At 70.0% G+C, this 19,238-nt stretch carries 15 protein-coding genes; 4 read left to right on the top strand and 11 right to left on the bottom strand.

From position 1 onward, the window contains the following. Positions 1-11 precede the first annotated feature (11 nt). Together RBS60_RS08905 and rsmI are read right to left on the bottom strand one after the other, a co-directional pair. A complete protein-coding gene (locus RBS60_RS08905; protein WP_307957372.1) occupies positions 12-1,493 on the bottom strand; it encodes an NAD-dependent succinate-semialdehyde dehydrogenase in 1,482 nt (493 codons plus the stop codon). 207 nt (positions 1,494-1,700) lie between these two features. Next, positions 1,701-2,585, bottom strand: a complete 885-nt coding sequence (gene rsmI, locus RBS60_RS08900; protein ID WP_307957195.1) for a 16S rRNA (cytidine(1402)-2'-O)-methyltransferase — start codon at positions 2,583-2,585, stop codon at positions 1,701-1,703. Between the two features lie 52 nt (positions 2,586-2,637). Between rsmI and RBS60_RS08895 the strand changes: the two genes are divergently transcribed. Continuing rightward, positions 2,638-4,260 carry a phospholipid carrier-dependent glycosyltransferase gene (locus RBS60_RS08895; RefSeq protein WP_307957194.1) on the top strand — a complete coding sequence of 541 codons (1,623 nt, stop codon included), beginning with the start codon at positions 2,638-2,640 and terminating at the stop codon, positions 4,258-4,260. A 91-nt stretch (positions 4,261-4,351) separates the two neighbouring features. Further along, positions 4,352-6,241, top strand: coding sequence for an AMP-dependent synthetase/ligase (locus RBS60_RS08890; protein ID WP_307957193.1), 1,890 nt, complete (start codon positions 4,352-4,354; stop codon positions 6,239-6,241). A 54-nt stretch (positions 6,242-6,295) separates the two neighbouring features. Here the strand turns inward: RBS60_RS08890 and RBS60_RS08885 are convergent, their stop codons facing one another. The 5 genes from RBS60_RS08885 to RBS60_RS08865 form a co-directional block, all read right to left on the bottom strand. Continuing rightward, positions 6,296-7,102 carry a TIGR01906 family membrane protein gene (locus RBS60_RS08885; RefSeq protein ID WP_307957192.1) on the bottom strand — a complete coding sequence of 269 codons (807 nt, stop codon included), beginning with the start codon at positions 7,100-7,102 and terminating at the stop codon, positions 6,296-6,298. A gap of 539 nt (positions 7,103-7,641) precedes the next feature. Next, entirely contained in the window at positions 7,642-8,871 is a 1,230-nt protein-coding gene (locus RBS60_RS08880; RefSeq protein ID WP_307957191.1) for an Ig-like domain-containing protein, read from the bottom strand. A 126-nt stretch (positions 8,872-8,997) separates the two neighbouring features. After that, entirely contained in the window at positions 8,998-10,491 is a 1,494-nt protein-coding gene (gene ahcY, locus RBS60_RS08875) for an adenosylhomocysteinase (RefSeq protein ID WP_307957190.1), read from the bottom strand. Next, the gene (locus RBS60_RS08870) at positions 10,488-10,694 is read right to left on the bottom strand and encodes a hypothetical protein (protein WP_307957189.1); all 207 of its coding nucleotides are present in this window, start codon (positions 10,692-10,694) and stop codon (positions 10,488-10,490) included. Before RBS60_RS08870 ends, ahcY begins: the two co-directional genes overlap by 4 nt. 27 nt (positions 10,695-10,721) lie before the next feature. Further along, positions 10,722-11,114, bottom strand: coding sequence for a DUF3499 domain-containing protein (locus RBS60_RS08865; protein ID WP_307957188.1), 393 nt, complete (start codon positions 11,112-11,114; stop codon positions 10,722-10,724). Between the two features lie 117 nt (positions 11,115-11,231). Between RBS60_RS08865 and RBS60_RS08860 the strand changes: the two genes are divergently transcribed. Further along, positions 11,232-11,756 (top strand): metallopeptidase family protein, encoded by a 525-nt coding sequence (locus RBS60_RS08860; protein ID WP_307957187.1) that lies wholly within the window; start codon positions 11,232-11,234, stop codon positions 11,754-11,756. Positions 11,757-11,794: 38 nt separating this feature from the next. Here the strand turns inward: RBS60_RS08860 and RBS60_RS08855 are convergent, their stop codons facing one another. The 3 genes from RBS60_RS08855 to RBS60_RS08845 are packed head-to-tail and all read right to left on the bottom strand — an operon-like array spanning position 11,795 to position 17,386. Next, positions 11,795-13,393: a DUF5719 family protein gene (locus RBS60_RS08855; protein ID WP_307957186.1), complete on the bottom strand. Its 1,599-nt coding sequence runs from the start codon at positions 13,391-13,393 to the stop codon at positions 11,795-11,797. After that, a complete protein-coding gene (locus RBS60_RS08850; RefSeq protein ID WP_307957371.1) occupies positions 13,374-16,832 on the bottom strand; it encodes a glycosyltransferase family 2 protein in 3,459 nt (1,152 codons plus the stop codon). The genes RBS60_RS08855 and RBS60_RS08850 overlap by 20 nt, the downstream gene beginning before the upstream one ends. Before the next feature lie 2 nt (positions 16,833-16,834). Continuing rightward, a complete protein-coding gene (locus tag RBS60_RS08845; protein ID WP_307957185.1) occupies positions 16,835-17,386 on the bottom strand; it encodes a WhiB family transcriptional regulator in 552 nt (183 codons plus the stop codon). 390 nt (positions 17,387-17,776) lie between these two features. On the opposite strand from RBS60_RS08845, the gene RBS60_RS08840 reads away from it, so the two are divergent. Next, the gene (locus RBS60_RS08840; RefSeq protein ID WP_307957184.1) at positions 17,777-18,586 is read left to right on the top strand and encodes a TIGR03089 family protein; all 810 of its coding nucleotides are present in this window, start codon (positions 17,777-17,779) and stop codon (positions 18,584-18,586) included. A 9-nt stretch (positions 18,587-18,595) separates the two neighbouring features. Here RBS60_RS08840 and RBS60_RS08835 read toward each other — a convergent pair whose 3' ends face one another. Further along, entirely contained in the window at positions 18,596-19,201 is a 606-nt protein-coding gene (locus tag RBS60_RS08835) for a GtrA family protein (protein ID WP_307957183.1), read from the bottom strand. Positions 19,202-19,238 lie beyond the last annotated feature (37 nt).

Below are 19,238 nucleotides of genomic sequence, written 5' to 3'. Positions count from 1 at the left end.
GGGCATCGCCGTCAGACCGCGTAAGGATCCGCGATGCCGATGTACTGCGTCGTCGTGTACTCCGCAATGCCCTCGGAGCCGCCCTCGCGGCCCAGACCGGACTGCTTGACGCCGCCGAACGGCGCAGCCGCGTTGGAGATGACGCCGGCGTTGAAGCCGACCATGCCGAACTCAATCTGCTCGGCCACACGGAACATGCGGGCGTAGTCGCGCGTGTACAGGTACGAGGCGAGGCCGTACTCGCTTGCGTTGGCGAGGCGGATGGCGTCCTCCTCGGTCGCGAACGTCGTGACCGGGGCAACCGGGCCGAAGATCTCGTTGCGGAGGATCTCGGCGTCGTGGGGGACGTTGGCCAGCACGGTGGGCTGGTAGAAGTAGCCGTCGCCGTCGACCACCGCGCCGCCCGTGGCGAGCGTCGCACCGGAGGCGACAGCTTCCGTCACGAGCGCGTGGACGTCCTTGCGGGCGCCACCGTCGATGAGCGGTCCCACGTTCGAGGCCGTCTCAGTGCCACGGCCCGGCTTGAGTGCGGCCATCGCGGCGGCGAACTTCTGGGTGAACTCCTCGGCAACGGAGTCTTGGACCAGGAAGCGGTTCGCGGCCGTGCAGGCCTCGCCCATGTTGCGCATCTTCGCGGCCATCGCACCCTCGACGGCCTTGTCCAGGTCCGCGTCCTCGAAGACGATGAACGGCGCGTTGCCGCCGAGCTCCATCGACGTGCGCAGCACGTTCTGGGCTGCGTCCGCCATGAGCCTGCGGCCCACCGGGGTGGAGCCCGTGAAGGAGACCTTCCGTAGACGGTGGTCCTTCATGAGGGGGCCCGAGATGCTCGACGCGGAAGACGACGAAACGACGTTCACCACACCTGCAGGCACACCCGCCTCGACGAGCACCGAGGCGAACAGCTGCGTGGTCAGCGGCGTGAACTTGGCCGGCTTGATGATCACCGTGCAGCCCGCGGCGAGCGCCGGGCCCACCTTGCGGGTCGCCATGGCGAGCGGGAAGTTCCAAGGCGTGATGAGCAGCGCCGGGCCTACGGGCTTGCGCGTCACGAGGATCTTGTTCTTGCCCTCGGGCGTCGTGAGGTAGCGGCCGTAGTCGCGCACAGCTTCCTCTGAGAACCAGCGCAGGAACTCGGCACCGTAGGTGACCTCGCCGCGCGACTCGGGAAGCGGCTTGCCCATCTCGAGGGTCATGAGCAGCGCGAAATCCTCGGCGCGCTCGGTCACGAGGTCGAAGGCGCGGCGCAGGATCTCGCCGCGCACCCGCGGCGCGGTGCGGGCCCACGAGGCCTGGACAGCGGCGGCGGCGTCGAGCGCGGCCATGGCGTCCTCGCTCGTGCCGTCCGCGATCTCGAGGAGGGTCTTGCCCGTCGCAGGGTCCTCGACCGCGAACTTCTTCCCGCCCGTGGCCTCGCGCCACTCGCCATTGATCAGCAGGCCGGTGGGAACCTTCGCGAGCAGCTGCTGCTCGCGCTCGGGGGTGACAGCGATGTTGTCGGACACGTCGACTCCTTCGTGGGCACGCTCGACGGCGAGCGTGGGGTGGACTGCCTCCACGCTAGGCCCCAGAGAGCCCGGGTGTCCATGCTGACCAGCACGGCTGTGATGGACTTCACCTGTGCACTTGCACAATTGGCTTCCGCGGGATTCTGCGGGTTTTCGGGTTTTCGGGTTTCGGGGCTTCGGGGTCTGCCGCGGTCAGCGAGCAGCCACGACGGCGGCGTAGAGCTCGCGCTTGCTGGCTCCCGCGTCCTCGGCGACCACAGCCACCGCATCCTTGAGGCGGGTGCCCGCTGCGACGAGGGTCTGGACCTGCTCGACGAGATCCTCAGTCCGAGCCGGCGGCGCCTCTGCGGCGCCCTCGACCACGATGGCGATCTCTCCCCGCACCTCCCCCGCCTCGGCCCACCCCGCAAGCTCGTCGGCACTGCCCCTGCGGACTTCCTCGTACGTCTTCGTCAGCTCACGGCACACGGCCACGCGGCGCTCCGCCCCAAACGCGTCGGCTAGCGCCCTGAGCATCACGGCGAGCCGGTGCGGGGCCTCGAAGAAGACCATCGTGCGCCGCTCGGTGCGCAGCTCCCCGAGTCGGGTGGCGCGTTCCCCCTGTTTGCGCGGCAGGAAGCCCTCGAAGCAGAATCGGTCCGTGGGCAGGCCCGAGAGTGCCAGCGCCGTCAGCACAGCCGATGGCCCCGGTACCGCCGTGACCGCGAGCCCCTGCGCAACTGCCGCCTCGACGAGCCGGTAGCCGGGGTCCGAGACCGCGGGCATCCCGGCATCCGTGACGAGCAGGACGGTCCCGCCGGCGGCCACCGCGTCCAGGAGTTCGGGGGTCTTCGCTGCCTCGTTGTGCTCGTGGTAGCTCACCACGCGCCCGCGCGGCTGCACGCCCAAACCGTGCACGAGGCGCTGGAGCCGCCGCGTGTCCTCGGCCGCGATCACGTCCGCTTCGCCGAGCAGTTCAACTAGCCTCCGGCTGGCATCGCCGAGGTTGCCGATGGGCGTCGCCGCCAGGACCACAGCCCCGCCGACGTGATCACTGGGCTCGTCTGCCGGATCGGCGGGGGTCTCGGGATGCTGCACCGCCCCAGCCTACGCCAGAGCAGGCCGCCGACCCCCGGTAGCATGGGGCAGGATGGCCACCCCGACCCGTACCCGTGCGCAGGTTCGCAGCTGGAACTCGTCCCGCGCCCTCATCGTCGACCCCGCCCGCGCGGCCTCCGAGGGTGGGGTCGAGCCTCGGGCAGTCAGCCGCGACCGCCTCCTGGTCTGGCTCATCCCCGCGGTCGTGGGCCTCATCGCCGGGCTCCTGCGGTTCTGGCAGCTGGACCGCCCCCACGCCCTCGTCTTCGACGAGACGTACTACGTCAAGGACGCGTACTCCTACCTGCTCTCGGGGGTGGAGCGGAGCTGGAGCCAGAACGCCAACGACCTCTTCGTCAATGGCGACATGTCCGGCCTGCTCGCCTCGCCCGAGTACGTGGTCCACCCTCCGGTGGGCAAGTGGATGATCGCCGTCGGCATGGCGCTGTTCGGGCCCGGAAGCTCCTTCGGGTGGCGTTTCTCCGCCGCGGCGGTCGGCACCCTCTCGGTCATGCTGACGGCCTGGGCCGCGCGCCGCCTGTTCCGCTCGCACATTCTCGCGGCCGCCGCCGGTGTGCTGCTCGCCATCGACGGCCACCATCTGGTCATGTCCCGCACGGGCATCCTCGACATCTTCCTGTCCTTCTGGCTCCTCGCCGCCTTCTGCGCGCTCCTTCTCGACCGCGACGACGGCCGCCGCCGCCTCGCAGCACGCCTGGGGCGGCTCACCGGAGCGGACGGCAGGATACGTCCGACGGCGCTCGTCACGGGACCGTGGCTCGGCGTGCGGTGGTGGCGGATCGCCGCCGGGGTGTGCCTCGGCCTCGCGGTTGGCGTCAAGTGGTCGGGCCTCGCGTTCGTGGTGGCCTTCGGCCTTATGACGGTCCTCTGGGACGTGGGGGCCCGGCGGCAGGCCGGGGTGCGCGCGTGGTTCTCCGGGGCTCTTCTCCGCGATGCACCCCTCGCCGCCGCGAGCATCCTCGTGACCGCAATGGCCGTGTACCTGGCCTCGTGGACGGGGTGGCTCCTCTCGGACGACGGCTTCTACCGGCACTGGGCGGAGGCGAACCCCGACCCCGCGTGGAACTGGGTTCCGGCGTCGCTGCGCTCGCTCGCGCATTACCACCAGGAGGCGTACTCCTTCCACAACAGCCTCTCGACCCCGCATCCATACGCCTCAAGCCCTTGGAGCTGGCTCCTCCAGGGCCGGCCGGTCTCGTTCTACTACACCGAACCGCCAGGGGTATGCGGCGTGGAGCACTGCTCCTCCGCGGTCCTGTCCGTGGGCAACCCGCTGATCTGGTGGGCCGGGACCGTCTCGCTCCTCGTGGTCCTCCTCCTGTGGATCGGCCGGCGCGACTGGCGGGCGGGCGCGGTCCTCGCGGGGGTCGCCGCCGGCTACCTGCCGTGGTTCATGTACCCGGACCGGACGATGTTCGCGTTCTACGCGCTCTCCTTTGAGCCGTTCCTCATCCTCGCGCTCGCGATGGGCCTCGGGTTGGTGCTCGGCCGGCCTACCGACCCGCCCGGCCGCAGACAGGCCGGCCTCCTCGCGGTCGGTGTCTTCGTGCTCGCCGCGCTCGTGGTGTCCGCCTACCTCATGCCCCTCTGGACCGCGGAGCCCATCCCCTACCTGGAGTGGCGCCTGCGGCTGTGGATGCCGAGCTGGACCTAGCCGGATCCCGCACTCCGGACGCGTGGGATATGCGGCGGTAGATGGCAGGATGGGTCCCGGGGGAAGCGCGGAGCGGACAGAGGGAGAGCACGTGGCTGACGAAGCGAGGCCCACACCGGGACAGCGCCGACCCCGGACTGAGGTGTCCGCCGAGCTCCTCGAATTGCTCCCGCCCGAAGCCAACGTGACTCATCTCCTCGAAGCACGCGTGGCCGAGGCCCCCGACTCAGAGCTTTTCTCGCGGCGCACCGAAACGGGCTGGGAGCCAGTGAGCGCGGACCAGTTCCGCCGCGAAGTGACCTTGCTCGCCCAGGGCCTCATCGCAAGCGGCCTCGACGCCGGGGAACGGGTCGCGATCCTCTCGTCGTCAAGCTACGCGTGGGCCCTCGTCGACTTCGCGGTGTGGTACGCCGGCGGCGTCCCAGTGCCGATCTACGAGACGTCCTCGACGTCGCAGATCGCCTACATCCTCGCCGACTCCCGTGCGCGACGCGTCTTCGTCGAGAACGAACACCTTGCGCTCACGGTGCAGGAGGCCATCAGCTCGACGCCGGAGCTGGCCAACACATGGCTCCCCGTCACGCTCATGAGCGAAGACGGCTCAGGCTCGCACCTCGTGTCCCTCACGGGTCCGGGCCTCGGGGTGTCTCCCCGGGAACTCGAACGGCACCGCGCCGCCGCGAACCTAGACTCCCTCGCGACGCTCGTCTACACCTCCGGCACCACGGGACGCCCCAAGGCCTGCGAGATCACCCACGGGAACCTCGCGCTGCTCGCAGTGAACCTCCGCGCACATCTGCCCGAGGTCGTGGGGCCGGGCGCGCGCACGCTCATGTTCCTGCCGCTGGCACACGTCCTGGCCCGCGCCGTCCAGATTACCTGTGTGGCCGCCGGAGTCGTGATCGGGCACTCACGCCAGTCCACGCTGCTCGAGGACCTCGCCACCTTCCGGCCGACTTTCCTCCTTGCGGTCCCCCGTGTCTTCGAGAAGGTCTTTGCGGCCGCCGAGGAGCGCGCTGCGGAGGGTGTCCGGGGGACACTCTTCGAGCGCGCGGCCGCAACCGCGCGGGAGTATTCCCAAGCACTCGACGACGCGGCCGCCGGACGAGGTCACCGCCCCGGTCGCCGGCTGCGGGTCCGGCACGCCGTGTTCGAACGGCTCGTCTACGGGCGGATCCGCGCGGCATTCGGCGGCCACGTCTCCTCGATCGTCTCGGGAGGCAGCGCCCTGAGTCCTTCGCTCGCACACTTCTTCCGCGGCGCAGGGCTACCGGTGCTCGAGGGCTACGGGCTCACAGAGACCACCGGACCGTGTACGGTCAACACCCCCACCGCCACCCGTGTCGGCAGTGTGGGACAGCCGCTGCCGGGCACCTCGATCCGCATCGCGGAGAACGGCGAGGTGCTCGTCAAGGGGATCGGTGTGATCCGCGGGTACGGCGGCTCAGATCCGGCGGACCAGGTCGGCACCCCGGTGCCGGCCTCGCCCTTCCACGAGGACGGCTACTTCGCCACCGGGGACCTCGGTGCGCTCGACGACGACGGTTTCCTGACCATCACGGGCCGGCTCAAGGACGTGATTGTCACGGCTGGCGGGAAGAACGTGCATCCGGGCCCGCTGGAGGACGCACTGCGCGAATCAGAGCTCGTGGCACACGCGATCGTGGTCGGCGAGGGCCGGCCCTTCATCGCTGCCGTCATGGGGCTCGACGGCGATCAGCTCGGCTCCTGGGCGCGTCGCCGCGGGCGCGTGCTCACCGTCGCCGAAGCGGCATCCGATCCCGAGGTCATCGCGGAGATCCAACGCGCAGTGGACGCCGCGAACGCCACCGTCTCCCGCGCCGAGTCGATCCGCAAGTTCATCGTGCTGCCCAGGGAGCTCACCCTCGAGGACGGCGATCTGACGCCATCACTGAAGCTACGGCGCCAGTCGCTCAACGACTCGTTCCCCGAGGTGCTCCCGGAGCTCTACTCCCACTGACTCCCCGGTCGGGCTGAACCCCTCCTCGGAGGGACCCCCTGTTCGGGATGGTCCCTACTCGGGCCCGACGGCGGCCTGCACGGCCTCGCGTCGGGCAACACGCCGCGGCGTGGGCCAGCAGAAGATGACGAGGAGGCTCGCCACGAGCATCACGAGCACGCCGACCACGAGCGCCGAGTCCACCCAGAACTGGCCCGGGAAGAGGCGGATGAGGGTGTCCTCGAGGCGGAACGTCCACGTCCCGTTGGCAAAGAAGATCCGGTGGAAGTCTGTGAAGAACTGCTCCCAGCCGAGCGCTGCGAGGACGGCCAGGGCGATGATGATGCCGATCGTGACGAAGGCTCCGGCGAACACCCCCCGCACGAACGCGCCCTTGGTCTTCCTCAGCCCGATGAACGCGAACACGAAGAAGAGCAACAGGACGATCCCGGCCCCGTAGGCCGAGAGGACCACCCCCTTGACGTCGGCCATGTGGCTGACCTCGCCGGCATTGAACAGGTGGTCCCCGGAGGGGAGGACCAGGCTGCCCAGATACCGCGGTCCCGCAAGGTTGGCGAGGTAGTCAACGGCGTAGGAGCCGTAGGTGAGGCGATCGTCGGTGCTGAACCCGTAGCCGTCCCCGGGGAAGCCAGGGCGGTAGTACTCGATCCAGAGGAACACCGGGCTCGCTACCACCCGTACCGCGGCGATGAGCAGGAAGAACGGCGTGAGGATGGCCATGAGGACCTGCACGAAGCGCGGGCCTGCGGGCTTCGACCGTGCCACCGCATCGCGCTGGTTCCGGCGCCGCTGGACCTCGGCCTCGGGCGGGCGCACGTTGAGCGCCCCGGTCGGAGCAGGATCCGTGTGCGGCGCAGGCACAGACTCAGTGGGCGCTGATTCAGCAGTCGCCGATGCAGTCGGCGAAGATGCGGTCGCCGCAGATTCAGTCTGCACAGATTCAGAAGCGGCCGGAGCCTTCTCTGAGGCGGTGTGCCTGGGGCTTGCCGGTCCGGCGGCCGTCGGCTCCATCGCCCGTGTCTCGGTCGCTGCCGGTTCTGCCGCTCGTGTCTCAGTCACTGCCGGCTCCGTCGCTCGTGTCTCGGCCGCCGCCGGCTCCGGCGCGGCACCCCGCTTCTCGCCAATCGCCGCCTTGCCCTCCGAAGCCGGCTTCCCGGCGTCGGGGCGTGGCCCCGCGGGCTTCATCCAATCGAAGGCGGGCTCGTCGCTGTCCTGCAGCTCATCGAAGCCCTCGCCGGACTCGGGTCTCTTGTCGGTCAACACTGTCACCGTCCAGTAGCGGCCCCTGCGGGCCTGAAAGTCTGCATGATCTAGCGTCCACGGTACCTGTTGCCCTGCCCCGCGTCGGGGCATCGGCGCCCTCATGTGGCCGAAGCGTTATGCGGGGCCGCCAGACTGACTCACCCGTTGGCGTATTGGGCCCACGGGATGTTCCAGTCTCCGAATCCGTCATCGAAATTGGCGTAGTCGCCGTCCGTGTTGATGACCTGCACGACGTCGCCGGCCGTCATGTTGTTGAACACCCAGGCTGCGCCGTCGGGCCCAAGCCCGATGCACCCGTGAGAAAGGTTGATCTGACCGAGGTAGGGCAGGGCATTGTCAGTGGCTTGGTGGATGAACTCGCCACTGGGCGTGAGACGGGTCGCATACTCGACGTCGAGCTCACCGTAGTTGGCCGGGTCACCCGGCTTGAGCCCGATCGACGCCGCAACGAAGTGAGCCTTCCGCTGCTTCTCCATGAGCACGAGGTATCCGCGGGCCGACGGAAAGCGCGTGTCACCCATGGTCGCGGGCCACGTCTGCACCGGCTTGTCGTTGATATACGCGGTGAACGTGTGGGCCTGCGCATCGGCAACGGCTGTCCGTTTGTCGCCGATATGCACGGTGTTCGTCTTGGAGAAGTTGCCGATCTGTCCGTTGCCGAGGTCCACGCCGAACAGGTCCATCTTGACCGTGATGGTGCTGTTCGCGGCCCAGAAGGTCTCGGGCCGGTAGCGCACCATCGTGTCGCTGAACCAGTGGAAGGCGCCCGTCTGGCCCGAGGTCGAGGTGATCGTGATCGCCTTCTCGACGGCCTTCTTGTTGGTCACGGGCTCGCTGAAGGTCAACTGGATCGGCTGGGCGACCCCGACGCTCATGGAATCGAGCGGATACATCGCGGCGTCGGCCTCGTTCTTCGTCGTGACGGTCGCGAAGGTCGACGTCGCCGACGACGTGCGGCCGGCCAGGTCAAGCGTCGTGTAGCTGAGGGTGTACGTGCTGTTGAAAGCGAGCTGACCGCTGGACGTCCACTCCGTGCGCGAGCCGCTGACTGCACCCTCGACGTCCTGCCCCGACGAGGATCGCAGGCTCACATTGTCGATCGTGCCGTCCGTCACGGTGACCTTCACCGGCACGGCCGGATTGACCTCCTTAGCACCGGCAGACGGAGTCGTCGCGGCCGTGGCCGGCTTGACGACGGGGAAGGCGGTTCCGGGCTGGCTGCGCACAGGCGAGGCGGCCTCCGAGCCGACAGGAGCTGTCTCAAGCGGGCCGACCGCAGCGAACGTGCCGCCGATCCCGGCAACAGTGAGGACCGCCACCACAATGGCGATCTTCCCGCCCCTGCCGAGTTTCTTCCGCTCAGACACGAATGAGTCCCCCTTCGCCGCGAATGCCTTCTCTCAAGATTACCGGCAGGCGCGAACCGCCCCGATCACTTCCCGAGCACAATCGGGAAACGATCGGGGCGGCCGCAACGTGCAAGGCCGGTACGGTCAGTACCGGTAGTGGTCCGCCTTATACGGTCCGGCCACGTCGAGGCCTAGGTACTCGGCCTGATCCTTGGTCAGCTCCGTGAGCTCTACGCCGAGGGCACCGAGGTGGAGCCGGGCCACCTTCTCGTCGAGGATCTTCGGCAGCACGTACACCTGATTCTCGTACTCACGCTCGCCAGCGATCTGGTCCCGTTTGGTCCACAGCTCGATCTGCGCGATCGTCTGGTTGGCGAACGAGTTGCTCATCACGAAGGACGGGTGGCCCGTGGCGTTCCCGAGATTGAGCAGGCGGCCCTCGGACAGCACGATGACTGAGTGCTCGGGCACGGCGCCGTCGACGCCGGTGGACGCCGGGAACACCCACTCGTGCACCTGGGGCTTGATCTCGACCTTGCGGACGCCCGGGACCGCGGCAAGACCGGCCATGTCGATCTCGTTGTCGAAGTGGCCGACGTTGCCCACGATGGCCTTGTCCTTCATGGACGCCATGTGTGCGGCGAGGATGATGTCCTTGCCGCCGGTCGTCGTGATGAAGAGGTCGCCTTGGCGGAGCACGGACTCCAGGCGCGCCACTTGGTACCCGTCCATCGCGGCCTGGAGGGCGCAGATCGGGTCGATCTCCGTAACGATGACGCGCGCGCCCTGACCGCGGAGGGCCTCGGCCGCGCCCTTGCCCACATCGCCGTACCCGCAGACGACGGCGACCTTGCCCCCGATGAGGACGTCGGTGGCGCGGTTGATGCCGTCCGGAAGGGAGTGGCGGATGCCGTACTTGTTGTCGAACTTGCTCTTCGTGACGGCGTCGTTGACGTTGATGGCCGGGAAGAGGAGCTTGCCCTGCTCGGCAAGCTGGTAGAGGCGGTGCACGCCCGTCGTCGTCTCCTCGGAGACACCCTTGATGCCGCCCGCGATGCGCGTCCACTTCTGCGGGTCGACCGCCTGATCGGCGCGCAGGACGTCGAGGATGATCCTGTACTCGTGCGAGTCCTCATCAGTCGCGGCCGGGACCGCACCGGCGGCCTCGAACTCGACACCCTTGTGCACGAGGAGCGTTGCGTCACCGCCGTCGTCGAGGATCATGTTCGGACCGACGGACGGGTCCTGGTCGGCGCCCGGCCACGTGAGGATCTGCTCAGCCGTCCACCAGTACTCCTCGAGGGTCTCGCCCTTCCACGCGAAGACGGGGATGCCCTGCGGATTCTCGGGCGTGCCCGCGCCGACGACGACGGCCGCGGCCGCCTCGTCCTGCGTGGAGAAGATGTTGCACGAGGCCCACCGGACCTGGGCGCCGAGCGCCACGAGGGTCTCGATGAGGACTGCCGTCTGGACCGTCATGTGCAGCGATCCGGCGATGCGTGCGCCGGCGAGCGGCTGCGAAGCGCCGAACTCCGAGCGCAGGGCCATGAGACCAGGCATCTCGTGCTCGGCGAGGCGGATCTGGTGGCGGCCCGCCTCGTGGAGGGAGATGTCCTTCACCTTGTACTCGAGGGTCATGCGTGCTCCTGGTTCGCGGGCGTCGTGCTGGAAGAGGTCTGCGGGGCGAGGAGAACGGGAATGCCGTCCTCGATCTGATAGCGGGGTGCTGTCCCGTCCGGGCCCGGCACGGTCGCCACGAGGGTGTCACCGTCCTGGACGAGAGCGGATCCCGTCACGGGACACCTGAGGATCGCAAGCAGCGAGGGGCTGAGGTTCGGCATGCCCTCAAGAGTACCGAGTCCGCGACGTCAGGACTGCTCGCGCAGGAGACGCAGATGGCGCCGCGGGGCAGCGTCCGTTCCCGGAGGCGCCTCGAGCGGCGCCTTCGATCCTCCGCGGTCGCGCGACGCGCTCTCGTGCGCCCGTCCGGACTGCTGCTCATGGTCACGGACGGCATCGGCGAGGGCGAGGATGTCATCTGAGCCGCGGGGCGGCGCTGCTGGCAGGGCCAGCCGGAGCACCTCCCAGCCGCGCGGCACGGTGAGACGCTCTGCATGGCTTGCGCACAGGTCATAGCTGTGCGGCTCGGCGTATGTCGCGAGCGGACCGAGGACAGCGGTCGACTCGGCGTACACATACGTCAGCGTGGCCACCGCGGCCTGGCGGCAGGCTGATCGAGAACAATGGCGTAGGGGACCCACGGCACAGAACCCTACTCCCGGCACATGCCGTGCCGGGGCATTGACTGCTTGCGCTGCGGCCGTGCCGTGCCGCCCGCGTGGCTCGCACCGCGCCGGGGCGACGACTACAGTCGATGTATGCAGGATCGTTCCATCGTTGGGGATTCGCCGGATTCCGGCGGCCCCTCCCTCAGCATCCGGGCCGTCCCGCCGCAGGATGAGCTGGAGGCCGTCCGTCACAGGACCTTCCGTGCGCGCCGCAGGAATCGGCACGGCCGTGGGCTCCGGGGCGAGATCCTCCCCTCAGTCCTGCCCGCAAGCCGGACCCGCGCAGAGCGCTTCGAGGACTGGGTGTTCGAGGCCGCGGACCGTCTCCAGGACCTCAACGGGTCCAAGCTCGACGGCGTCGAGTACGCCGTCGAGGAGATCCCTCCCGGGCTCGAGCAGATGCTCCGCGACGGCGGCCGTCCCCCGCAGGGCCACTACACACCGGGCGCGGGCGGCCGCGCACCCCGGATCACCGTCTACCGGCGGGTCGTCGAGACGGGCGCGGGATCCCCCGCAGAGATCCAGGACCTCGTCCACGACATCGTGGTCGAATACACGGCCCTCATGCTCGGCGTTGCCCCCGAGACCCTCGATCCCTACTACCGCGGCTACTAGCGCAGCGTCAGGAGTGCCGGGCCAGGAGTGCCGCCGGGCTAATAGCCCAGCGTCACCGGCATGGTCTGGGCCGCCGCGGCCGCGGGGACGATCGTCGCCGCGGCGATCGCGTTGCCGTCGCCCTTGAGCAGGATGGACCCGAAGGCCGCATCGCCCGACGCCGAGAGGACGTAGCCGGCGAGTGGGGCACCGTCGACCTTGTCCGGGACGTCGAGGACCGCGGTGGTGCCGCCAGCGACGTCGAGCGTCACTGGGGCGTGCATGGCGCCGTCATCCGTGACAGGCACGGCGCGGATCTGCGCCCGCCCGTCGGGAACGCCGAACACCATCTGCCGCGATCCGCCGGATCCGATGGCCACCACGTGGTTGTCCCCAATCCGCTGTGTGGCGGCGGCGACCGCGAAGTCGAGTGGATCGTTGGCCGACAGCCCGCGCGGCACGCGCGCGCTCGCGGTGAAGGAGACATCAGCAGACGCCGAAACGCTGTACGTCCCCGCCGGCAGGCCTGTGAGCGGGACCTCGGTGACGGCGCCTGCCTTGGCCGTCACGACTCCCCCGCTGGGCAGCTGCACCGCACCATTGCGGCCGTAGACGCGCAGCTGCACCACAGCGTCGGCAGCTCCGGGCACGGTGATCTGCACGGCAGCGCGTGCATCGGCGAACCCGTCTTTCGCCGCGAGCGCGTTCGCCTGGCCGGGTTCCTGCAGCTCGATCCCGGAGACCGTCTGGCGCGACGACGGCGCCGCGGCCGGTGTGATCAGCTCGACGCCGCCCGGCGTGAGGCCGCGCAGTGTGGACTGCTGGATGGCGGCTGCGACGGGCCCGCCGCTGCTGTGCACATGCACGGAGACGTTCGCCTGGCCGGGCATGTAGCCGCTCAGGACGTACGACGCCGAGCTGCCGGGCTTGATCGTCAGGCCGCGGCTCGAGGGCGGGGCCTGCGTGAGCGGCTTGTCGCCGAAGAACTCGAGGTCAACCGTCGCCGGCGTCGCACTCGAGTTGGCAAGCGTCAGGACCGAGGTACGTCCCACGGTCGTCTCGCCGCCCGAGAGCCACTGGTCGTTCGACGGGGCGGTGCAGGTGGCGGCCGCCAGACCGCGGAGGTCGCCGTCCGACGCCTCGAACCGCACGGCGGCCCCGGTCGCTGCCGCCGATCCGGAGACGGGCTTCGCCGTCAGGACGCTCAGCCCGTCGACGCGCTGGCCCGCAACCACTGCCGCGCGCGGCTGCGCGACCGTACCGGGCGGCGCCGGCTGCCCCGGCAGCGTGCGCAGGGCCGATCCGCTCTGGGGGGTGAGGGACGTGTCAGGCAGGGTGCCCTGCGTGTCCGAAAGCACGATCCCGGTCACGGACGTCTGGGCAGTCTTGCTCGCGGGGCTGAACTGCGGGTCGCCCTGCACCGGGGAGCCCTCGAGCAGCCGCGCCGGCCCAGCGCAGGCACGGACGGCGTCGCCGGTCGGAACCCTGACGGACTGCGCCTCCCTCGTGCCGAGCGACGCTGGCGCGGGCACGGTGGAGGCCACAACTGTCAGCCCGGCCCACACGCCGGTGAGTGCCGTTCCGGCCACTGCGGCGGCGATGATGCGCAGGCGGTGCCGACGGGTGCCGGCTGCGCTGTCAGAGGCTGGCTTCGTCATGCACCGGCTCCTCTCGTGCGGCAGGTCCCTCGGACCCGGCGTCGTGCGGTGGGAGGGCGTCCGGATCCTCGGTGGTCCGGGACCGTCCCGTGCGAGTGGCGGTTCCGCGCTCGCGGCGGCCGAGTCCCTCGGGTACCAGTAGAGCAGAACGGGCCCGCCCGGTGCGGCCGGTCTGGCGGGCGGCGGCAGGGATGGCCAGGAGAAGCGTCAGGGCGAGCCCCACGATCGTCACGACTGCGAGCGGGATGGCTGCGGGATGGGCGTACCGGACCTCCACATGCCCGCCTGTGGCCGGGAGGTCGAAGGCCTGTGCCCAGTCCTGCGCGGTGGAGGCGAGGGCCACGCCGTTGAGGGTGGCCTCCCAGCCCGCGTCGCTGCGTTCCGCCAGGACGAGCCTGCGTCCGTCGGGTCCGGCGGGCAGGTCGGCGGAGATGCTCTCGCGTCCCGAGGGCACTGCCGCGATCGTCACCCCCGCAGGGTCGACGATCCTGGCCCGCTGGTTGATCGAGAACCCTGCATCCGGTGCGGCGTTCTGAGGCGTCACTCGCCACAGCCAGCCCGCGTCTGTATGGCCCACGGCCACGAGAGACGGCACGGCATCGATGTGGCTCGCGGTGAGGTCGTCGGCCGGACCGCTGTCTGGGAGCACAACGAATCCGATGCCGAGATCCCGGAGGTCGCTGCCCGGGTCGACAGCGGCACCACCGCCGACGGTGGCGACGGCCCGGCGGACGGCGGCCAGGGCGGCGTCGTCCTCCGCGACGTGCTCGCTGCCCCAGTCGCCCACGACGCGGCTCGAGGCGGCGACCGCTGACAGCGCGTCCAGAGTGGTGCCGGAGCCACGCATGACGGTCGCGGTGAACCCGCCTGCGTCGGCAGCCCGGAGCACGAGGGTACGCGTCTGCTGGGCGCCTTCGCCAAGGTCCGCCGCGGTAGCTGGCAGGCCACGCGCCCTCGCGGGCGTCACGAGCTCTTGGACGCCCAGGCCGCCGGACGCAGGGGCATGCGCGAACCCTGAGGCTGCCCACTGGGCGAGCACTCCGACAGGGCCCGCGGCGAGGAGCACATAGGCGACGACGATCGCTCCAGAGGCGATCCGGCGTGCGCCCTGAAGGGGTGCCGTCCCCTCGAGAGGCGGGCGATGCGCTGCGATCCGGCGATGCTCAAGAAGCCGGTCCGCGGCAAGCACGGCCACGATGAGGAGGGCGAGGAAGGCCGCCGCCACGCTCGGGCCGGCGTAGGGTGCCGCGAGGGCATCGCCGGCAACGGCAGTCGGGATCCGTGAGACGGCCCAGGCGTACGCAAGGCCCGCGATGCCCAGAACGAGGAGGAGCCGTGCCGCGAGGCCGCGGCGGCCGATCAGCAGGACCGCTCCCGCCACGGCGACGAGCAGCACGGGGGCGCCAACGAGCAGCGCGGACACGAGGGACCATGGCACGCCCGCGGGGAGGAACGGGATGGCCGCCAGTCCCGCCGCGGCGTCGAACGCCACCGGCTGGCCCAGGACAAGCTGCCAGGCTGGGGCGGGGTCCACGGGAAGCGGCACCCCCGGATCGGTGATCCATGCCCGCGGGCTGTTCGGCGCCGAGACCCAGAGCGGGAGGAAGAGCACCACGGTGGGGATGAGCGACCACCACAGCGTTCTGGCCCTGCCGCGCAGGGCCACGGTCAGCACGAGGACGACGGCGCCCGCGAGCGGAACAAGGGAGGGCGCCCCCGCAGCGGCGAACGCAAGCGCGATCCCGCCCGCCGCGGCAGCGGTCCACGATGATGCGCCGCCCGAGCCCTTGCGTGGTTGGTGATGCTGGCCAACGCTCCCCCGGACGCGGGCCGCTCCCACGGCGCGCAGCATGCCGAGGGCAGCCCACGGCAGGGCGGCGTGGGCCACGACGGCGCCAAGACGGCCCTGCGCGAGGGCGAGGATGAGCGAGGGCGCGGCGGCCCACACGAGGGCCGCAAGCGTGCGCGGAGCGCGATGTGCGGTGAGGTTCGCTGCAAGGGCCCAGGCCCCGATCCCGGCGATGGGCGCGGCGAGGACGAGGACCACCACGACGGCACGGTTCGTGTCGCCGAAGCCCGTCAGGCCGAAGAGCCAGAGGACGAGGTCGAACGGATCGCCATGCCCGCGCTGGCCCGCGCCGAGGCCCGTCCACCAGCCGGTCGCATGCGCGAAGACCGCGGAGAGAGCCGTCGAGACGGGAAGGAGTGCGCCGCCGACGGCTGCCTCGGCCCCGAGCAGGGGCGCGAAGGCCACGAGCGCGGCAAGGAGGGCGGTGCCGGTCACGACGAGCGCGCCCGTACCGATCCATCCCCGGGACGCCACGGCGAGGGCCGCGAAGTCATGCTGGGAATCACCGGTCGGCTCGCTGGGCCCGTCCGCGATGCCCGTACCGTCGCCGACAATGGCGTCCGAGTCCGGCTCGGCAGACTCGAGGAGGGCGCGGCGGTGCGCCCAGATCTCGGCCCGCGGAATGATCAGGGTCCCGAGGAGGGAGCGAGACACCCTGCGTGTCCGGCGCGCAGAACGCCGGCCGCTGACGAGACGGCCCGGCGAGGACAGGGCTGAAAGGCTCGCGCCGAGCTTGGCCGCGCCGAGGGCGGGCTCTTTGAGGACAATCCCGAGCAGGAACTGCCAGAGCCCCCCGAGCAGGGCACCGACTGCGTGGAACGGCAGGAGCCCCAGAGGGGTGTGCTTGAGTCGTGTGTAGACCTCGGCGCGGCGGGCGGCGAATGGCGTCCCGGCGGCGTCGGGCCGGATCGTGTGGAGCATCCGCGCGGCGGGGACCACGACAACGCGGTTGTCGGCCAGGCGGGCGCGGAGGCAGAAGTCTACGTCGTCGCCGGTGGCGGGGAGCGCTGGGTCGAAGCCGCCGAGCCTCTCCCAGATGTCGCGCCGCACGAGCATGCCGGCCGAGTTGACGGCGAACATGTCACTGCGGGCGTCGTACTGGCCCTGATCCACCTCATCGACGTCGACGAGGGTGAGCCGCTCGTACCATCGGCTCACGGAGAGCCCCACATCGATCAGCCGCCGCGGCGACTCGGCATCGAGCTGCTTGCACCCGGCGACCACCACCCTCGGGGCGGCTTCGACGGCCTCGAGCAGCGCCGCGAGGGCGTCCGGGGCGGGGGCGGAATCGTCATGGAGGAGCCAGAGCCACTCCTGGGTCCCGCTGGCGCCCGAATCCTCGCCAGGCGAGAGGGCGCTCAGGCCTCGGGCCACGGCGCCGCCGAATCCCCCGGGCGCCCGGACCGCCGTGACATGCTCTGGGCCGAGGGCGCCACGCAGCAACTCGGCGGAGTCGTCCCGGGAGCCGGCGTCGACGCCCATCACGACGTTGGCAGGCCTGGTCTGGCCCGCGAGGCCGGCGAGCGTCGCGGGCAAGTAGGGGGCGCCGTCGTGCGCTACGACGACTGCGGTGACGCGTACAGCCTCCAGGGTCAGACCGCCCGCTTGCGGAGCCGGCGGCGCTCACGCTCCGACAGGCCGCCCCAGATACCGAAGCGCTCGTCGTTGGCGAGCGCGTACTCGAGGCACTGGGCGCGCACCGTGCACGAGCCGCACACCTTCTTCGCGTCGCGCGTCGAGCCGCCCTTCTCGGGGAAGAACGCCTCGGGGTCGGTCTGGGCGCACAGCGCCTCGGCCTGCCACGCGAGCTCGCCTTCCTCGGGGTCACCCGGCTGGACGAGCTCGATGAGAACCGGCTTCGGCGTGTGCTGGGCGGGGTTCGCGAGCAGCGCGAGCGCCCTCTCGATCGCCTCGTCCGCGGGCTCGTCGTCGAAGTCGGACTCGGCCTCCTCCGTCTCGTGCGCCGTGAGGAATGCCGTGGCGGCATCCTCCAGGGCTTCTGCGGACAGGGCCTCATAGCGTTCTTGGGCCTCTGGGTCCGCTGGGTCGACGTACCAGTCGGAGGGAATCCCCCGCGACCGATAACGGGTCGATGCATGCGCAGCGACCGTCGACTCGTACTGGATACGCTCCGTCTGTCCCACGGTGCTCCTCCTCGGGTCGTGTCTGCGCGGCGAGCCGCGAAGTCCAGCGCCAGGAAGAATCCCGGTGCCGGTTCCCCTCGGGCATGCGATGATCGGTTCATCGCTGTCCGCCGGCGCAGTTACTGTCCAGTCCTAATTACATGCGTGTAAGTCGTTCCGAGTCAAGCGGCGGCCGCAAATTCTAGCCAGAATTCCACCAGCAGACTGCGGACGACACGCCCGGCAGCGGGGCGGCCTTCCGCGCCGGACCTCCTGCGGCAGCCGCCCTCCTGCACCTTCCATGAGTCCGGCTCCGACGGTCCATGACGCGATATCGGCGCAGCAAATTCCATGAACGTGATTCACGGGTCCGCGGGAAGAAACCGAACATGAACCGGCGACAATGACCTCATGGCATCCACGATCCCGGACCTGCTCAAGCAGCTCCGCAGCGGCAACCACTCCTCCTCTCCCCGACTGACCTGGTACGGGCCGGGCGGAGAGCGCATCGAGCTGTCCGGCCGTGTGCTCGACAACTGGGTTGCGAAGACCGCGAATTTCCTCTCCGAAGAGCTCGATGCCGAGCGGGGGACGCGCATCCGCCTGGAGCTCCCCGCGCACTGGAAGTCCGCCGTCGTGGCCCTCGCGGCGTGGCAGGTGGGTGCCGTCCTGCTCGCGGGTTCGGACCAGGGCCCGGCGGACATTACGTTCATCGGACCGGACGGAACGCACGACGCCGCACCCGCCACCGGCGGGGAGAGCACCGGCGGGGAGGTCACGGGCACAGGGGTCGCCGGCGCCCGCGTCGCCGTGGCGCTGGGGGCGCTTGAGATGAGATTCCCGGGCACATTGGCCGCTGGGACCTACGACTACGCGGCGCTCGTGCGGCAGTTCGCGGACTCGTACGAGCCGTTCGACCCGCCGGTCCAGGAGGACGAGGCCTTGAGGACCGGGGACAACGCGCTCACCCAGGCAGACCTCCTCGGGCGCTTCGCAACGGCTGAGGCAGATGGCGCCCGGATCCTCGTCACTGCGGGGCAGGGGCTCATCGGGGCCGTCGCACGAATGCTGGGCGCGTGGGCAGCGGGCGGCTCGGTGGTGCTCGTGCACGAATCGGTCGAGGAGACGGACACCGAGAGAATCCGCGCAGCGGAGAAAACCAGTCCAGCGGAGAAGATCAGTGCGGCGGACAAGACCAGCGCAGCGGAGGAGATCAGCTAGCGCGGGCGGCTACTGTTCCCGATCGGCTTTCAAATCGGCTTTCAGATCGGCTTTCAATTCGCTGGCCTGAGTGCCCGGCACCGCTGGGGATGCGGCGGTGCCGCCGTCCCGGTGGTGCCCGGCGTGCTCGTGGTCGAAGAGCTCGTGGTCTTCCTCGTAGCCGGGTTCGGTGTCGAGCTCCTGGTTGAAGACCCAGAAGCGGTAGGCGAAGAATCGGACCACCGTGGCCACGAGGATGCCCACCACGCCCGCGAGGAAGAGCAGATTCTTGTCCTGGACGTTGAGCCAGTACTTCGCGATCGCCGTGAATCCCGTGGAGATCCCGATGCCGATGCCGTTGATCACGACGAACATGACGAATTCGCGGACGATGTTGGCCTGCTTGCGGTGCCGGAACGTCCAGTACCGGTTGGCCAGCCAGGAGAAGACCGTGGCAACGGTCGCACCGAAGAACCGGGCCTTGGCCTCGGAGTCGGACATGATCGTGTGCATGAACAGATAAGTCAGGCCGTTGTCGATGACAAAGGCCACACCGCCGACCGTCCCGAACTTGGCGACCTCACGCCAGAACAGCGAGGCCAGACCGTGCAGACGGTCGGAGATTGACGAGATCATGTTCCTCCACGGATATGTTGAGATTCGGCGTTGAGAA

It is taken from the genome of Sinomonas sp. ASV486 (assembly GCF_030908215.1).
GTDB classification, from domain to species: Bacteria; Actinomycetota; Actinomycetes; order Actinomycetales; family Micrococcaceae; genus Sinomonas; species Sinomonas puerhi.
Note: the sequence above shows the minus strand (reverse complement) of the source record. Positions and strands in the feature narration are given on the sequence as shown.